The organism is Acidobacteriota bacterium (genome assembly GCA_016716435.1).
Lineage (GTDB): Bacteria > Acidobacteriota > Blastocatellia > Pyrinomonadales > Pyrinomonadaceae > OLB17.
Genome location: JADJWI010000003.1, coordinates 678,297 through 692,031, shown reverse-complemented (window position 1 = coordinate 692,031; position 13,735 = coordinate 678,297). Strand labels below are relative to the sequence as shown.

At 58.1% G+C, this 13,735-nt stretch carries 14 protein-coding genes and 1 tRNA gene; 10 read left to right on the top strand and 5 right to left on the bottom strand.

Annotated features, from left to right (window positions below):
* Nucleotides 1-38 precede the first annotated feature (38 nt).
* Together IPM21_06595 and IPM21_06590 are read left to right on the top strand one after the other, a co-directional pair.
* On the top strand, nucleotides 39-1,808 hold the full coding sequence (locus IPM21_06595; protein MBK9163576.1) for a TolC family protein: 1,770 nt from the start codon (nucleotides 39-41) through the stop codon (nucleotides 1,806-1,808).
* A gap of 2 nt (nucleotides 1,809-1,810) precedes the next feature.
* On the top strand, nucleotides 1,811-2,788 hold the full coding sequence (locus tag IPM21_06590; GenBank protein MBK9163575.1) for an NAD(P)H-quinone oxidoreductase: 978 nt from the start codon (nucleotides 1,811-1,813) through the stop codon (nucleotides 2,786-2,788).
* Here the strand turns inward: IPM21_06590 and IPM21_06585 are convergent.
* Complete coding sequence (locus tag IPM21_06585) at nucleotides 2,777-2,995, bottom strand: hypothetical protein (protein ID MBK9163574.1); 219 nt, start codon at nucleotides 2,993-2,995, stop codon at nucleotides 2,777-2,779. The genes IPM21_06590 and IPM21_06585 overlap by 12 nt on opposite strands.
* A gap of 62 nt (nucleotides 2,996-3,057) precedes the next feature.
* On the opposite strand from IPM21_06585, the gene IPM21_06580 reads away from it, so the two are divergent.
* The 3 genes from IPM21_06580 to IPM21_06570 all read left to right on the top strand — a co-directional run bounded on the left by IPM21_06580 (nucleotide 3,058) and on the right by IPM21_06570 (nucleotide 5,425).
* Nucleotides 3,058-4,128 (top strand): SDR family oxidoreductase, encoded by a 1,071-nt coding sequence (locus tag IPM21_06580; protein MBK9163573.1) that lies wholly within the window; start codon nucleotides 3,058-3,060, stop codon nucleotides 4,126-4,128.
* 44 nt (nucleotides 4,129-4,172) lie between these two features.
* Nucleotides 4,173-5,282, top strand: a complete 1,110-nt coding sequence (locus IPM21_06575) for a VWA domain-containing protein (GenBank protein MBK9163572.1) — start codon at nucleotides 4,173-4,175, stop codon at nucleotides 5,280-5,282.
* Between the two features lie 56 nt (nucleotides 5,283-5,338).
* A tRNA-Leu gene (locus IPM21_06570) sits at nucleotides 5,339-5,425 on the top strand.
* A 63-nt stretch (nucleotides 5,426-5,488) separates the two neighbouring features.
* Here the strand turns inward: IPM21_06570 and IPM21_06565 are convergent.
* Complete coding sequence (locus IPM21_06565) at nucleotides 5,489-6,517, bottom strand: hypothetical protein (protein ID MBK9163571.1); 1,029 nt, start codon at nucleotides 6,515-6,517, stop codon at nucleotides 5,489-5,491.
* 206 nt (nucleotides 6,518-6,723) lie between these two features.
* Here IPM21_06565 and queA point away from each other — a divergent pair, with 206 nt between their 5' ends.
* The 5 genes from queA (at nucleotide 6,724) to IPM21_06540 (ending at nucleotide 11,127) form a co-directional block, all read left to right on the top strand.
* Nucleotides 6,724-7,758: a tRNA preQ1(34) S-adenosylmethionine ribosyltransferase-isomerase QueA gene (gene queA / locus IPM21_06560; protein MBK9163570.1), complete on the top strand. Its 1,035-nt coding sequence runs from the start codon at nucleotides 6,724-6,726 to the stop codon at nucleotides 7,756-7,758.
* Nucleotides 7,759-7,769: 11 nt separating this feature from the next.
* Nucleotides 7,770-8,300, top strand: a complete 531-nt coding sequence (gene rimI / locus IPM21_06555; protein MBK9163569.1) for a ribosomal protein S18-alanine N-acetyltransferase — start codon at nucleotides 7,770-7,772, stop codon at nucleotides 8,298-8,300.
* Nucleotides 8,301-8,306: 6 nt separating this feature from the next.
* Nucleotides 8,307-8,963, top strand: a complete 657-nt coding sequence (gene thiE / locus IPM21_06550) for a thiamine phosphate synthase (GenBank protein MBK9163568.1) — start codon at nucleotides 8,307-8,309, stop codon at nucleotides 8,961-8,963.
* 148 nt (nucleotides 8,964-9,111) lie between these two features.
* Nucleotides 9,112-10,350 (top strand): PilT/PilU family type 4a pilus ATPase, encoded by a 1,239-nt coding sequence (locus IPM21_06545; protein MBK9163567.1) that lies wholly within the window; start codon nucleotides 9,112-9,114, stop codon nucleotides 10,348-10,350.
* A 48-nt stretch (nucleotides 10,351-10,398) separates the two neighbouring features.
* The gene (locus IPM21_06540) at nucleotides 10,399-11,127 is read left to right on the top strand and encodes a zinc-ribbon domain-containing protein (protein MBK9163566.1); all 729 of its coding nucleotides are present in this window, start codon (nucleotides 10,399-10,401) and stop codon (nucleotides 11,125-11,127) included.
* A gap of 135 nt (nucleotides 11,128-11,262) precedes the next feature.
* On the opposite strand, the gene holA is transcribed toward IPM21_06540, so the two are convergent.
* Genes holA through folP form a run of 3 tightly spaced genes read right to left on the bottom strand, consistent with a single transcriptional unit; the run spans nucleotide 11,263 to nucleotide 13,712 of the window.
* The gene (gene holA / locus IPM21_06535) at nucleotides 11,263-12,309 is read right to left on the bottom strand and encodes a DNA polymerase III subunit delta (GenBank protein ID MBK9163565.1); all 1,047 of its coding nucleotides are present in this window, start codon (nucleotides 12,307-12,309) and stop codon (nucleotides 11,263-11,265) included.
* A 12-nt stretch (nucleotides 12,310-12,321) separates the two neighbouring features.
* Nucleotides 12,322-12,873, bottom strand: a complete 552-nt coding sequence (locus tag IPM21_06530) for an LptE family protein (GenBank protein ID MBK9163564.1) — start codon at nucleotides 12,871-12,873, stop codon at nucleotides 12,322-12,324.
* Nucleotides 12,870-13,712 carry a dihydropteroate synthase gene (gene folP, locus IPM21_06525; GenBank protein MBK9163563.1) on the bottom strand — a complete coding sequence of 281 codons (843 nt, stop codon included), beginning with the start codon at nucleotides 13,710-13,712 and terminating at the stop codon, nucleotides 12,870-12,872. The genes IPM21_06530 and folP overlap by 4 nt, the downstream gene beginning before the upstream one ends.
* Between the last annotated feature and the right edge of the window lie 23 nt (nucleotides 13,713-13,735).

Below are 13,735 nucleotides of genomic sequence, written 5' to 3'. Positions count from 1 at the left end.
TGTTTTTATATTTGCGGCGATTGCCGTGGAGATTCGATATGAGATCTCGCTTTATACCTGCGATCATATTTACTTTTGCGGCGGCCTTCGGCTCGGCGTATGGTCAGGACCCTACGCCTTCGCCGACGCCTTTTGCCACCGACAAGCAAGGCGTTGCTCCGGATAAGATCAATACTGTTCCGCCGATCGCTCCGGGTTTTGAATCCGATAGCCGCGACCTCCCCGACCTCGGGCGTGTCGGTGTCGAGATGACCTCGCAGCGGCCGATGTCGGTCCGCGAGGCGATAGCACTTGCGCTTGAGAACAACCGTGACATTGAGGTCACGCGAAAGAATGTGCAGATCGCCGAGTTTGACCTCAAGGCGGCCCGCGGTTTTTACGAACCGCGTTTTATTGCGCAGACATTTTACGAGCGGGCGACAACGCCAAACGTCAGCATTTTTAGCAACAACCGCGAGACAACGCAGGGTGCATTGGTTGGGAATGCCGACGTCCGCATTCCGCTGCCAAACTACGGGACGATCTTTGCCGCGACGTTCAATAACCAGCGTGTGACGACCAACAACCCGATCTCGATCTTGAGCCCCCAAGCCAATGCGAACTTTGGCATTACGCTTACGCAGCCGCTGCTCCGCGGGAGGGCAATGGACCAGCCGCGGCGGACGATCGAGATCGCAAAGCGGAACCTCTCTCTCAGCGATGCCCAGTTTCGGCAGCGGTCGATCGAGATAATTACGAACGTCCAGCGTGCTTATTGGGATCTGACCTTTGCGCTCAGGAACCTGCAGGTCCAACGTGATGCCGTTCGCGATGCGAAGGACCAGCTTGAGCACAATCGCCGCCTGGTCGAGGAAGGCCAGCTTGCGCCGATCGACATCGTCGCGGCCGAAACGCAGGTCGCAAACTTTGAACAGGCCGTTTACGATGCTCTCAATATAGTTACGCAGGCCGAGAATGGGCTCAAGAATCTGATCTCGCCGAATCGCTACAACGCCGTCTGGAACGAGGCAATAGTCCCGACGGACTCGGTCGAACTTCGCGTCCCCGGAACCACGCTCAACGACGCGATAACAGCTGCGATGGAGAACCGGCCCGAACTAGAGCTCAATAACGTCCAAAAGGCGATCAACGAGATCGACCGGCGCTACTATCGCGACCAGAGCCGGCCCCAGATCGACCTCGTTGCCGGTTATACATCGAGCGGCATCGGCGGAACTCAAAACCCGAATTTCAGCAGCCCGTTCGATGTTCCTTGCGACCCGAACGACCCCGGCTATGATGCCTGTCTCGCCCGCCAAGCGCAGCAGCGTGCACAGCTCGAGTCGCTGCTCGGCTCGCTCGGCAGCTCGGGCTCGGCGTATTCAGACATCTTCACCAATCGCTACCCGACCTATCGCGTCGGCGTAACGATCAACCTGCCTCTCTTCGGTGACCGGACCGCGCGTGCACAATATGGCCGCTCGTTGGTCGAAGGCGAACGGATCTCGGCACAGCGTGAGCAGGTCGAGCAACTCATTCAGGTCGAGGTTCGAAATGCGTTGCAGGCGGTCCGAACCGCCGAGGCACGGCTTCGCTCGGCCGCCATCTCACGCGAAAATTCCGTTCGGCAATATGAATCGGAACAGCGAAAGCTCGATGCCGGCCAATCGGACATTTACAATGTGCTCGAACGCCAAACAGCATTGACGAACGCCCGAAGCGCCGAGCTACGCGCCCAGACCGAGCTGAACAAGGCTCTCGCCGATCTTCAGCGGGCGACCGGCAATGCGCTCAAGGATAACGATGTCGTAACGATGCTTAGGAAGTAAAAATGCGGGCGGTTTACATCAGCGAATTTGGCGGGCCGGAGTTTCTGGAGATCCGCGAGGTGCCCGAGCCCGACGTTCGGCCCGGGACGATCAAGGTTCGCGTCTCGCATGCCGGAGTTAATCGCGCTGACATTCTTCAGCGACGAGGGCTTTATCCCGGCCCCGAGGGTTACGACCCGCATCGGCCGGGGCTTGAGTTTTGCGGTGAGGTCGTGGAGATCGGAGAGGGCGTCTCGCGTTTCAATGTTGGCGACCCTGTTTTCGGCATCACATCGGGCGAGGCACAGGCGGAGTTCGTCGTCGTCGATGAGCGTCTTGCCGCTGAGGTGCCAGAGGGCATTTCGACGGAAGTGGCGGCCGCAGTTCCCGAGGCTTATGTCACGGCACATGACGCACTCATCTCGCAAGCCGGACTTCGTGAGGGCGAAAGTGTTCTGATCCACGCGGCGGCATCGGGCGTCGGCATCGCCGCTTGCCAGATGGCGAAGAGCCGAGGGGTAGCCGTCATTGCGACTTCACGAACAGCCGAAAAGCTTGATGAGCTCGCGGCAGTTTTCGACCAGGCAATTGTCACCGATTCCGGGCCCTTTTTTGCCGAACGTGTAATGGAAATGACCGGCGGCCGCGGAGTCGATGTCGTGCTCGACCTTGTCGGCGGTGCTTACTTTCCCGAAAATCTTAAGAGCCTTGCGGTCAAAGGGCGGATGATGCTTGTCGGGCTGACCGCCGGCCGACGTGCCGAGTTTGATATGGGCATCGCTCTTGCAAAGCGACTGACGATCAAGGGCACGGTCCTCCGCTCACGAAGCACTGAGGATAAAGGCGAGGCCGTTGCCGCGTTTGCCCGCGACGTGGTTCCGGGGCTTGTCCGCGAGTTCATGCCGATCATCGATGCGGTCTTCCCTGCGGAGGCGGTTCGCGAGGCGCACGAGCGGGTCGAATCGAACAAGACCATCGGTAAGGTTATACTAAGCTTTTGAAGTTGCGGCGAGCCGGCTTCCGACATCGTCGGTGACGACACATAGGCCCGCGACGCCTTCCCGGTCAAGGCGCTCGAGCAGTTCAGCCGCCGCGGCGTAGGTAAGGCCCGAGCCCTCGATGCGGTCAAACGAGATGACCGACCAAACGGGCGAGAAGAGTTCTGACTCCGACGCGTGGCCGTTATTTGCTGGTTCCGGTGTGTTCATCGGCTATAAGGCAAATTTACCATACGTTTTCCACATGTGGAAAACTTTCCGAACCGAGATCGATGGCTTTTTCGCGGACAATTTTTATTACCGGCTTTCCCGGCTTCATCGCAGGCCGCTTGGTCGCGGCTCTTGCACGGCCTGATGTCCAGTTTTTTCTGTTAGTTGAGCCACATTTTGTCGAGACGGCCGCTCGCCTTGCTGAGCGGATCGCCGCCGATATGGCCGTCCCGCCCGAGAATTTCGCATTGATCGAAGGCGACATAACCAAGCCCGGCCTCGGTATGTCGACCGACGACCTCGCCGTCGTCCGCCGCGAGACGACAGATGTTCACCACCTTGCCGCGATCTACGATCTTGCGGTCGAACGCGAACCGGCGTTTGCGGTAAACGTCGAGGGCACGCGGAATGTCAATGAGCTCTGCCGTAGCTTGGCGAACCTGCGGCGTTACAACTACGTCTCGACCTGCTACGTTTCTGGCAAACGCGAAGGCAGGATCCTCGAGGCCGAGCTTGAGCACGACGCCGGTTTCCGCAATTCTTACGAAGAGACGAAGTACCTCGCCGAGATGGAGGTCGAGCGGCTGAAAGCTGACCTACCGGTGACGGTCTTTCGGCCATCGGTCGTCGTCGGCGATTCGGAAACCGGCGAGACCGTGAAATACGACGGGATCTATTACCTGATCAAGTATGTGCTTCGGGCGCCGTCGCTGCTGCGGCTGATCAACGTCGGGAATAATGAGGTCACGCTCAATCTGGTCCCGGTCGATTTCGTAGTTGAGAGCATCGCAGCTCTTTGTTATGACGAGGCTGCAGTTGGGCGCACGGTTGCTCTTGCCGACCCGCGTCCGCTGACGACCGCCGGGCTCTTTGATGCGATCGCCCGTTCGCTGACCGGAAAGGCGTCCATTTGGACACCGCCTAAATCACTGAGCGAATGGAGCTTATACCTGCCTACGACACCTGCCTTGACCGGCCTGCCGCATGCGGGCGTGCCCTATTTTTTCGTTACGCAGGAGTACGACACGGCGGCGGCCGAGGAGCTTCTCGCTCCCCATGGCGTACGTTGCCCGGGCTTTGCCGAGTATGTTGGGCGACTCATCGAGTTCGTAAAGCGTAATCCGCGGCTCTGAACCCGAGGTGCAAAGTTTAGCCTTGTCCCGGCATCTCATCCACTATGGTCAACGGTTTCTTCAGGTCGATAGCGTTCGTGGCGGTAATTTTGTTTCTCAACGCCGCTGGCTTTGCGCAGAGTGGCCGCGTGAAGCCGACGCCCACGCCTGAAGAAGAGCCGGTGCGGATCGTTACCGAAGAGGTGAAGGTCAGCTTTCTCGCCCGCGATGAGGGCGGCCGCTTTGTCCCGGACGTGAAGGCCGAAGATCTTGTCATACTTGAAAACGACCTACTGCATCAGGCGACGAGCGTCCGCCGGCTTCCGGCCTATGTGCTTATAGTTTTAGACACCGGCGGTGAACTGCGGGCGGTAAAAACGCTCGACCAGACCCGCAAGACTGCCGCGGCCGTTATCGCCTCGCTCCGGCCCGAGGATCAGGTTGCCGTAATGCAATACGCCGATAAGGCGGAGATCGTCTCGGAATGGACGGACATTAAAGGAGAGAGCCTTGTCGCTGTAAATCGCGCCAAGTTCGGCCGACGTTCGTCCTTTACCAAGGCGCTCGACCTTGCCCGCGAATTCATGATGCAGGAAGGCATCGAAAATCGGCACCTCGTGCTGATAACCGACGGCACCGATAGCTTTGCCCGCAGCGACAAGATCCGAGAAACGATGCGGAAACTCCTCGGCACAGACATCAGCGTCCACATTATCAGCTATACGCGTATGGAGACGATGGATATCGCACCGCGAGCGAGCGGCATTTCTAACTCGCCGCCGCCAAAGGCTCTGCCCGACGAGATCGCGGCCCAGCTTCCGCCCGGTGCCCGCGATGTTGCACAGGCTCCGAAGATCGGCCCGACCATCATCGTTGACCGCAAGCATCTACGCCTGATGCGCGAACGGAAGAAAGAGCTCGAGACTGCCGAGGACGACCTGCTAACGCTTGCCGAAGATACCAATGGAACGATCATTATTCCCGATACGCTCGATGAGATGGTCGAAAAGGCCCGGCTCATCGGCCAGACCATCGGTTCAAGCTATTTGCTCACCTACACACCGCGAGTTCCCTTTGCCGAACGCACCGGGACGCGGACCGTAAGCATCACATCGAAACGTTCCGGGCTTGTTGTCGAGGCCCGCCGAAAGCTCATTCCCGGTGCTGCAAAGTAAGCCGCCCGCATTGCTTGACCCCATCGAGGGCGGCACGTATATTTAAGGTTTCCACTGCCGGAGTGGCGAAATTGGTATACGCACCAGACTCAAAATCTGGCGGGAGCAATCCCATGTCGGTTCGAGTCCGACCTCCGGCACCAGAATCAAAAAAAGAGCGACGCCCGAACCGGACGCCGCTCTTTTTATTTGCTTTCAACTATCCGTTATCGGCGATAGTTGATGACCTCGCCTGTGTCGTTGCGGCGGGTGCTGATGCCGCCGTTGCGGAGCCTCGCTACTGAAGCAACAGCACCATCGATATTGATCATATTGCCGTTCATCCAGTAACCGTACGAGATACCGCCACCGATGTTGGCCGTGATCGAGCCGTTGTTTTGGATAGAAAGCGTTATCCGCTCACCGCCCGGGCCGGTTCCGTAGAAGGTGCCGCGTGCCCATGAAGGCGGAGTCGCCTGGTTGCCGCCGCCCCAACCGCCGCCGCCCGTACGGGTGTATGCGATGCGCTCGCCCGTGTCGTTTCGCTGGGTCAGGATTCCGTTGCCCTGGCGGGTAACGCGTGCGACCGCACCATTGATGTTCAGATAATTGCCGCTGGTATAGCGTCCATAGGACATTCCACCGCCGATGTTCGCCGAAACGCTGCCGTTCGGGTTGATCGTAAGCGTTATCTGTTCTCCGGTCGGAGCCGATCCGTAGAAGGTGCCTTGTGCCCAGTTCGGCGGAGTAACGGTCTGGCCGCTGCCCCAGCCACCGCCGCCACCGCCGCCCCAGCCGCCGCCACCGGTCCAACCGCCGCCGGCGATGCCGGGCAGGTCGTAGGTATCGGCCACGGTGTTGACCTCGTTACGAAGCCGATTCCACTGCCGCTCAATGTTGCGGCGGAATGCAATGACCCGCATCGTATTGTTCAGCGGTTGAGCATCGGAAATCATTCTCTGTACCTGATTTCGGCTCTGCCACCAATCGTTGTTCCTGTCGAAGTCGCTTCGCAGGCGGTCCGTCGCATTTTCAAAGTTATCGACCTGTCGTCGATAGGTTCGCTTCTGCGTGTTGTTAAGGTTGCTACGGTCCAGCGCGTTGCGGAAATCACGGCGAAATTCGTCTGCCGCATCTTCCATTGAACGAATGATCTGATTGACCCTTGCCTTTGAATACTGCCCGACATACCGTCCCTGGGCATTCGCATCGGCGGCCGAAAAGACCGTAAAGAGAACGGCGACCAAGCCGATCATAAAAATTGATACCAAGTTTCGTTTCATCATAGGTTCCCCCTAAGTTCGTTCCGCTATCCGGATCCATCTACAGCTAGCGAGGTCGAAGTCCGGGCTTTCGCCCACGGCTCAAACACCCTTTTGCCAATACGTCCGGCGGGTGAGATTAGTAGTTACTGCGCCTCAGATTATATTTCATAACGAATTTCAATACAATTGATTTTTCGATGAAGAATCTCTCGGACTACGACTTCCTATTGCCCGATCAACAGATCGCAGAGCGGCCGGCAGTGGTGCGTTCGGCATCGCGGATGATGCTCGTTCACCGTTCTGCCGTATCTTATGATGACGCCATGTTTGAAAGGTTGCCGGAGTTCTTGCGGCCCGGCGATCTGCTGGTCGTAAACAACACCCGTGTCTTCCCGGCTCGGCTGATAGGCAGAACCGAAAGCGGTGCGGCGGTCGAGTTATTGCTCGAAAGCAGCCTTGATAATGGAGAGTGGCGGGCGCTTGCCCGGCCTGCACGGCGGCTCAAACCGGGCAGGCGGATCATTTTTGATGAGCGGCTCTCGGCCGAGTTTGTCGCTCGCGGCGAGGGCGGAATTGTGACGGTCCGTTTCATCGGCGAAGGCGATCTATTTGAACATTTTGACCGCGTCGGGCGGACTCCGCTCCCGCCCTACATCAAACGTGGCCTTGCCTCGCCCGATGAAGACCGAGAGCGGTACCAGACTGTCTATGCCGAGAAGCGTGGTGCGATCGCCGCACCGACCGCCGGGCTTCATTTCACTGACGAAGTGCTCGATCGGCTTCGGGCCGCAGGCGTCCTCACCTGTGAGGTCACGCTCCACGTTGGCTACGGTACGTTCGAGCCCGTCCGAAGCGAGGACCTTTCGGACCATGCTGTCTTGCCGGAACATTATGAGGTAGGTGAGAAAGCGGCCCAAATGCTCGCCGCCGCTAAAAGCGAAGGCCGGCGGATCATCGCCGTCGGGACGACCACGACCCGCACGCTTGAGAATATGATTGCCGAGTTTGGCGAGTTTCGCCCCGAGAGCGGCGAGGCCCGGCTGACGATACTTCCCGGCCACGAATTTAAAGCCATTGACGGACTTTTGACGAATTTCCATTTACCGAAGAGTTCGCTCCTCGTGCTCGTTTCCGCATTCGGCGGGCACGAACTTATAATGGAGGCTTATCGGCATGCGGTTTCGGCGGGCTATCGATTCTATAGTTACGGCGATTGTATGCTGATCATCTAGTGTTTTCGGGTATGGCGGTTCTTCAATCTATTCGTGACCTTTTCATCCCGTCCGCACCGCGGCGGGCAGTGGTTTTGCCTGCGCCGCTGACGACTTACGAGATAAAGCCGCTGACCACCGAGCAGCTTCGCGAGGTCGCAAAGCTCAATCTCCGGTGCTTTGCCCGCGGCGAAAATTACAGCCGCCATACATTCACTTACCTACTCGAGAATCCCGAAACGCTCAGCTATCGAGCCGTAACACCTGCGGGAGAGATGACGGGTTTTATCTTTGCGATGATGAACCCCGACGGTGCGGCACACATAACCACCATCGGCGTCGCCCCGGAGCATCGCCGCCGCGACCTCGCCTCTCGCCTCCTTGCCCATTTGGAAGCGGCACTTCAGGCAAAGGGCATTTCGACCGTTGTACTTGAGGTCCGCGTCAGCAATCTCGTCGCCCACGAATTCTACAAACGCCGCGGCTACGCTAGCGTCCAGTTACTTAAAAAGTATTACAATAACGGCGAGGACGGCTACCTGATGACCAAATCGCTGGTCTGAACTCCGATGAATCGAAGCCTCAAATTGCCGCGTATTTATCCCGTCACAGACCGGGAGCTTTCCGGCCTTTCCCATGCCGAACAGGTGCGGCGATTGGCCGATGCAGGGGCAACACTCATCCAGCTCCGCGAGAAATCGCTTGCTGCCCGCGAGTTCTACTTAGAAGCGTGCGAGGCCGTTGCCGCCGCTCGCGAGGTCGGTATCACGCTTCTGATAAACGATCGAGTCGATATCGCCCTAATGACCGGAGCGGACGGCGTCCATCTCGGCCAGACAGATCTTCCGCCCGCCGCTGCCCGACGTCTGCTCGGCGATGATGCCATTATCGGTTTTTCGACCCACAGCCTGGCTGAGGCTATTGCCGCTGCCGAGGAACCCATCGATTACATCGCTTTTGGCCCGATCTTCCCGACGGCTACGAAAACCGACACCGAACCTGTCGTCGGTCTCGCTCAACTCACGGAGATCAGAAAAGCCCTGCCAAACATCCCGCTCGTCGCTATCGGCGGCATAAATGTGAGCAATATCGCGGACGTCATCCGTGCGGGAGCCGATTCGGCCGCCGTTATCAGTTCTGCGGTCGCCGTTGGGGAAAATATCGTCCGAAATTTCTCATCGCTAACCGCTGCTATCGATGTTTCGGGAACGTTGTATGTAAAATAATGTACAACATCATTAAATAATGCTTGCACCGTGGCCCGTAATCGGGTAATAATGTTTATGGCGTTTCGCGGTCCCGATATTGACCCGCACGATCTTCCCGGCTTATCCCCCTTTTCTTCCCGGATCTCTTCAGGAGTAACCCCTTCAAATGAGTTTGCTGGATATAGCACCCATTATCGAGCAGATGCTGCTCGTTTCCGAGAATGTAAGCGACCTTAATTTCTCATGCGGACAAAAGCCGCAGATCGAGATAAACGGCACGCTTTATTCCGCTACGCCGATGGGCCTCGGACGGCTCTCCGCCTTTCAGACCGAGCAGATCGCTCTTGCCCTTCTTCGCGACAACCCGGAAGCGGCCGCTAATCTTGCCCGATTTCGAACGGCTGACCTGAGCTACGCCCTGCCCGGCAAGTGCCGTTTTCGCGTCAACATTTTCCAACAGCGGAACTCGTATTCGATCGTGATGCGTGTCATCCCGCACGACATCCCGAGCTTTGAGCAGCTCAATCTGCCGCCGCAGCTTTCGGAGATCTGCGAACTTCGCAATGGCGTTGTCCTCCTGACCGGCCCGACCGGTTCGGGAAAGAGCTCGACCCTCGCCGCAATCATCGACCAGATAAACGAGACGAAGAGCTATCACATCGTCACGATCGAAGACCCGATCGAGTTCCTTCACAACCACAAGAAATCGACCATCAACCAACGCGAGGTCGGCCACGACACGAAGGATTTTGCCTCTGCACTTCGTGCCGCACTCCGACAGGCCCCAAAGGTCATCCTCGTCGGCGAGATGCGCGACCTTGAAACGACCGAGATCGCCCTTGAAGCAGCAGAAACGGGCCACCTTGTGCTCTCGACCCTGCACACCATCGATGCCTCGAAGACCATCGATCGCATCATCGGCCTTTATCCGAAGAACGAAGAGCGCGTCATCCGCACACGCCTGGCACAGACCTTCCGCTACATTGTTTCACAGCGGTTGATCCCGCGAGCCGACGGCAAGGGCCGAATCGCCGCGGTCGAGGTGATGAGATCAAACCCGCGAACGCGTGAGTATATTGAGAAAGGTGAGAGCGAAGGCAAAACACTTCTCGATGCCATCCGCGATGGCGAAATAGACGGAATGCAGGACTTCGATTCGGTCATTCGCAAGATGATCGAGGACAAGATCATCACGCTCGAGGACGGCATCTCATATGCCACCAACCAAAACAATCTACTTCTCCAGCTCAAGGGGCTTTCCTCGACCGAGGACTACCTCTCGCAATCAAGCAACAACGGCGGTCTCAACGGCTCGACGAGTGCCAAGATGCCGGCAGTTGACCCGATCGCTCCGCCGCCGACGGCAGCTCCCCCAGCCGCCTCGGTCCTCGATATGCTCGAATAAGCCGCCCGATAGCCGACATGAAAGCACTTTGCTTCACTCACTAAAGTTATGATCATCCGCTGCGACAATTGCTCAGTTTCACTTCAGGTGGACGAAACGAAGATCCCGACTACGATCTTCACCGTTCGCTGCCCGCGGTGCTCGAATATGCTCCGGGCGAATAAGGACTCGGCTGCAGCCGCTTCGGCGGCAAGCCAACTTGAGGCGAGCAAGCCTGCTCCGCCCGCCGCCAATAGCCCTGCCGAGTTTGAGGAAAAAGAATCCGAGCAGGAAATAAATCAGGCCCTGCGGTCGCTGCTTTCGGCACTTAAGCACGGCGGCACGGCGCTCGATAAGGACGACGAGGTCGGCAAAAAGGCCCGACGCGTCCTTCTCTGCCTCGGTGAAAAGCGTGATGAAGTGGCTTCCGTCCTGACCGGAGCGGGTTATAAGGTCTATATCGCCGAGACGCCGGCCCAAGCCAATGAAAGGCTTCGCGAGGGTAAGACGGGTGTGATGATTTTCTCGCCGGATTTTGCCGCTGAGCTTGGTGGTGCCGCGATCATTCAGCAAAAGGCAAACGCTATGTACTCGTCCGAACGCCGCAAGCTGTACCTCATCTCGCTCGAGGACGCCGGCACGACAATGAACGCCCACGAAGCCTTCCTGCGCAACTTGAATCTCATCATAAACACGCGCGACATCAAGCAATTGCCGCTTATCCTCAATCGGGCGTTGGTCGACTACAACGACCTCTATCACTACTTCAGCGAAGCTCTCGGCAATCAGCCGATCTAACAATTCTGTGGCCGCCAGCCTCCCAGCGGCCCGCACAAGTTTGTAGGGGCAGGGCTTGTCCCGGTCCGTCCTCCTTTCCCAGGTGACGTTCCCCAAGGTCAGCCGAAATGCTGCCCCTACAACCCTTTTTTAGTATTACAATTCGGCAAGCTCGCAGACCAGCATTTCGATCTGCATTTGTGAGCCGGCCTTTCCACCGCCGCCGACCGACGTCTTAATGGCAAGGTCCGCGGCGGCCATTTTGTTTATGGAGGTGGCGAGCCGGGCACGGTCGGTCCGCCGAGCGGCAGCAAAAACCTCATCCGCGGCGGGTCCGAAGATCTTCGCCCGCCTTGCGACAGTGCCGCGGTCAACGCCGCGGTCCATCAGTTCTTTTGCAACAAGCAAACTTCGGTAACGCGAGGCGATCAGCCCGAGCAGCATAAGCGGTTCGGCTTCATCGTCGAGGAGTTTTCTGAGGATCTTGATCGCCTTGTCTTTGCGGCCGGCGATCAGGTTATCGGTCAGGTCGAAGTTCGAAAGTTCCCGCGAATGCGGCACGACCGCCTCGATCATATCGACCGTTACGCGGCCCTCGGGCATAGCGGACGCCGCGAGCTTCTTCACCTCGTTGGAAAGCCGCCGTAGTTCCGAACCCGCAGTCGCGATCAGGAACCGAATGGCAGCGTCGTCCGCTTCGGCACCGAGCTCGCGAAACTGTCGCCGGACCCATTCCTCAAGCTCGCGGCCGGCAAGCTGAGCAAACTCGATCGTCGCAGCATACTGCTTGAGCAGCTTCGTCGCTTTGCGGTTGCCGTTAAGCTCATCGGCGATCAGGATCAGAAGCGTGCTCGGGGACGGATCTGCAAGGTATTTCTCGAGCCGAGGAAGAGCGTCTTCTTTCAGCGTGTCGCGGTTACCCGTCGCCGCAACCCGCACGTCCGAAACGCGTATCACGCGCCGGGCCGCCATCATCGGAAGTTGCTCGGCAGCGGCGAGAGCCCGAACGATGTCGTCAGGGTCAGTGAGGCTGAAGCGGTCGTCATTGAATTCGCGAAGCTCGCCCTCGCCAAATGCCCGGTCGGCGATCGTCTTCGCGGCAATATCGCGGAGATATGCCTCATTGCCGAAAAGCAAATAGACCGGAGCGAAGCTGCCGGTCTTGATGTGGTTGCGAAGTTGTTCCTTTGAGAGCTCTGGCATCTGATTTGTCGGCTACTTCTTCTCTTCGCGAACTCCGATGCCGTTGACGAAAGCCGAAACGGCCGACTCGGCAAAGGCTCGGGCGATGCGTTCAACCGCCGGGTCTTCTTCGTTGAAAAACGACCGCGGGTCTTCCGAAAACTCAAAAGAATCACGAAACACGAAGTTCTGGTTGTCGTAGATGATCTTCTCTTCCTTCAGGTCGCGAATGGTGACCGCCGAAACGATCGTCACCTCATAAACTCGGGCACGGCCCGCGCGGTCGAGAAGAACGCCGGTGAACGTGAAATCGCGGATCGTGCCTTCGATAACGGCATCAGCCCCCTGCAGCGTGCCCTGCACCTTTAGCCCATTGCCGCGGCGGATTATCTCGCGGCTGACGGCCTCAGTAAACCTCGATTCGACCCGATAGCGTAGCCCCTTCGCCTCGGCCTGAAATGCCGGAACTGCCACCGTCTTTATGTGGTTTGGCAATCCGGAGTTCGTCACCGGCTTATAGCAATCGGTGAAACCTGCGGCCGTGAAGGCGAGCGAGACAATTGCTGCGAGGCGTAAAAACTTCATCGTTGCTCCAATATTGCTGCCGCGAGCCGGACCGCTTGAACGGTTTCGCGGACGTCATGTGCCCTAATGATCTGAGCACCGTTCATCACCGCGACCGCAGCGGCGGCAAGGCTTGCCGGAAGCCGCGCTTCGGGCGGCATATCGCCGAGCGTCTTTGCGATGAAAGACTTTCGCGAAGCGCCGACAAGCAGCGGAAAACCCGGAAGCGAGGACGACAGTTTATCAAGTTTGGCGAGCAATTCTAAGTTCTGCCGCGGAGTCTTGCCAAAGCCGATGCCGATATCGAGCACGATCTGTTCGTTCATGACACCGCGTTCATTTGCCGCAGCTATCGAACGGCGCAAGCCTGCAGCGACCTCTTCGATAACGTCCGCAACCGGCGGCTCGCTGTGCATCGTCTCAAACTCGCCGCGAGAGTGCATCAGCACAAGGCCCGCTCCGCTCGCCGCTGCGACGGCAGCGATCTCGGCATCCCATCGCAACCCGGCGATGTCATTGATGATCTCTGCACCCGCTTCTGTCGCAGCCCGTGCGACCTGGGCCTTGCTAGTATCGATCGAGACCGGTACGTCAAAGCGCTTTGCGATCGCCGCGATCACCGGAATTACACGCTCGCATTCGTCTTCCGCTGAGACCCTTTGGCTGCCCGGCCGCGTCGATTCGCCGCCGATGTCGATGATGTCAGCACCTTCCGCAACTATCTCTTCAACCCGCCGAAGCGCGTCATCGAGCAAAGCGAATCGGCCGCCGTCGGAAAAGCTATCCGGCGTCACATTCAGTATCGCCATCACCAACGGCCGCTCAAGCGAGAGCGTTCTGCGTGCGATTTTCCAGTGCATTTCGATTGGACTAGCAAAAAGAC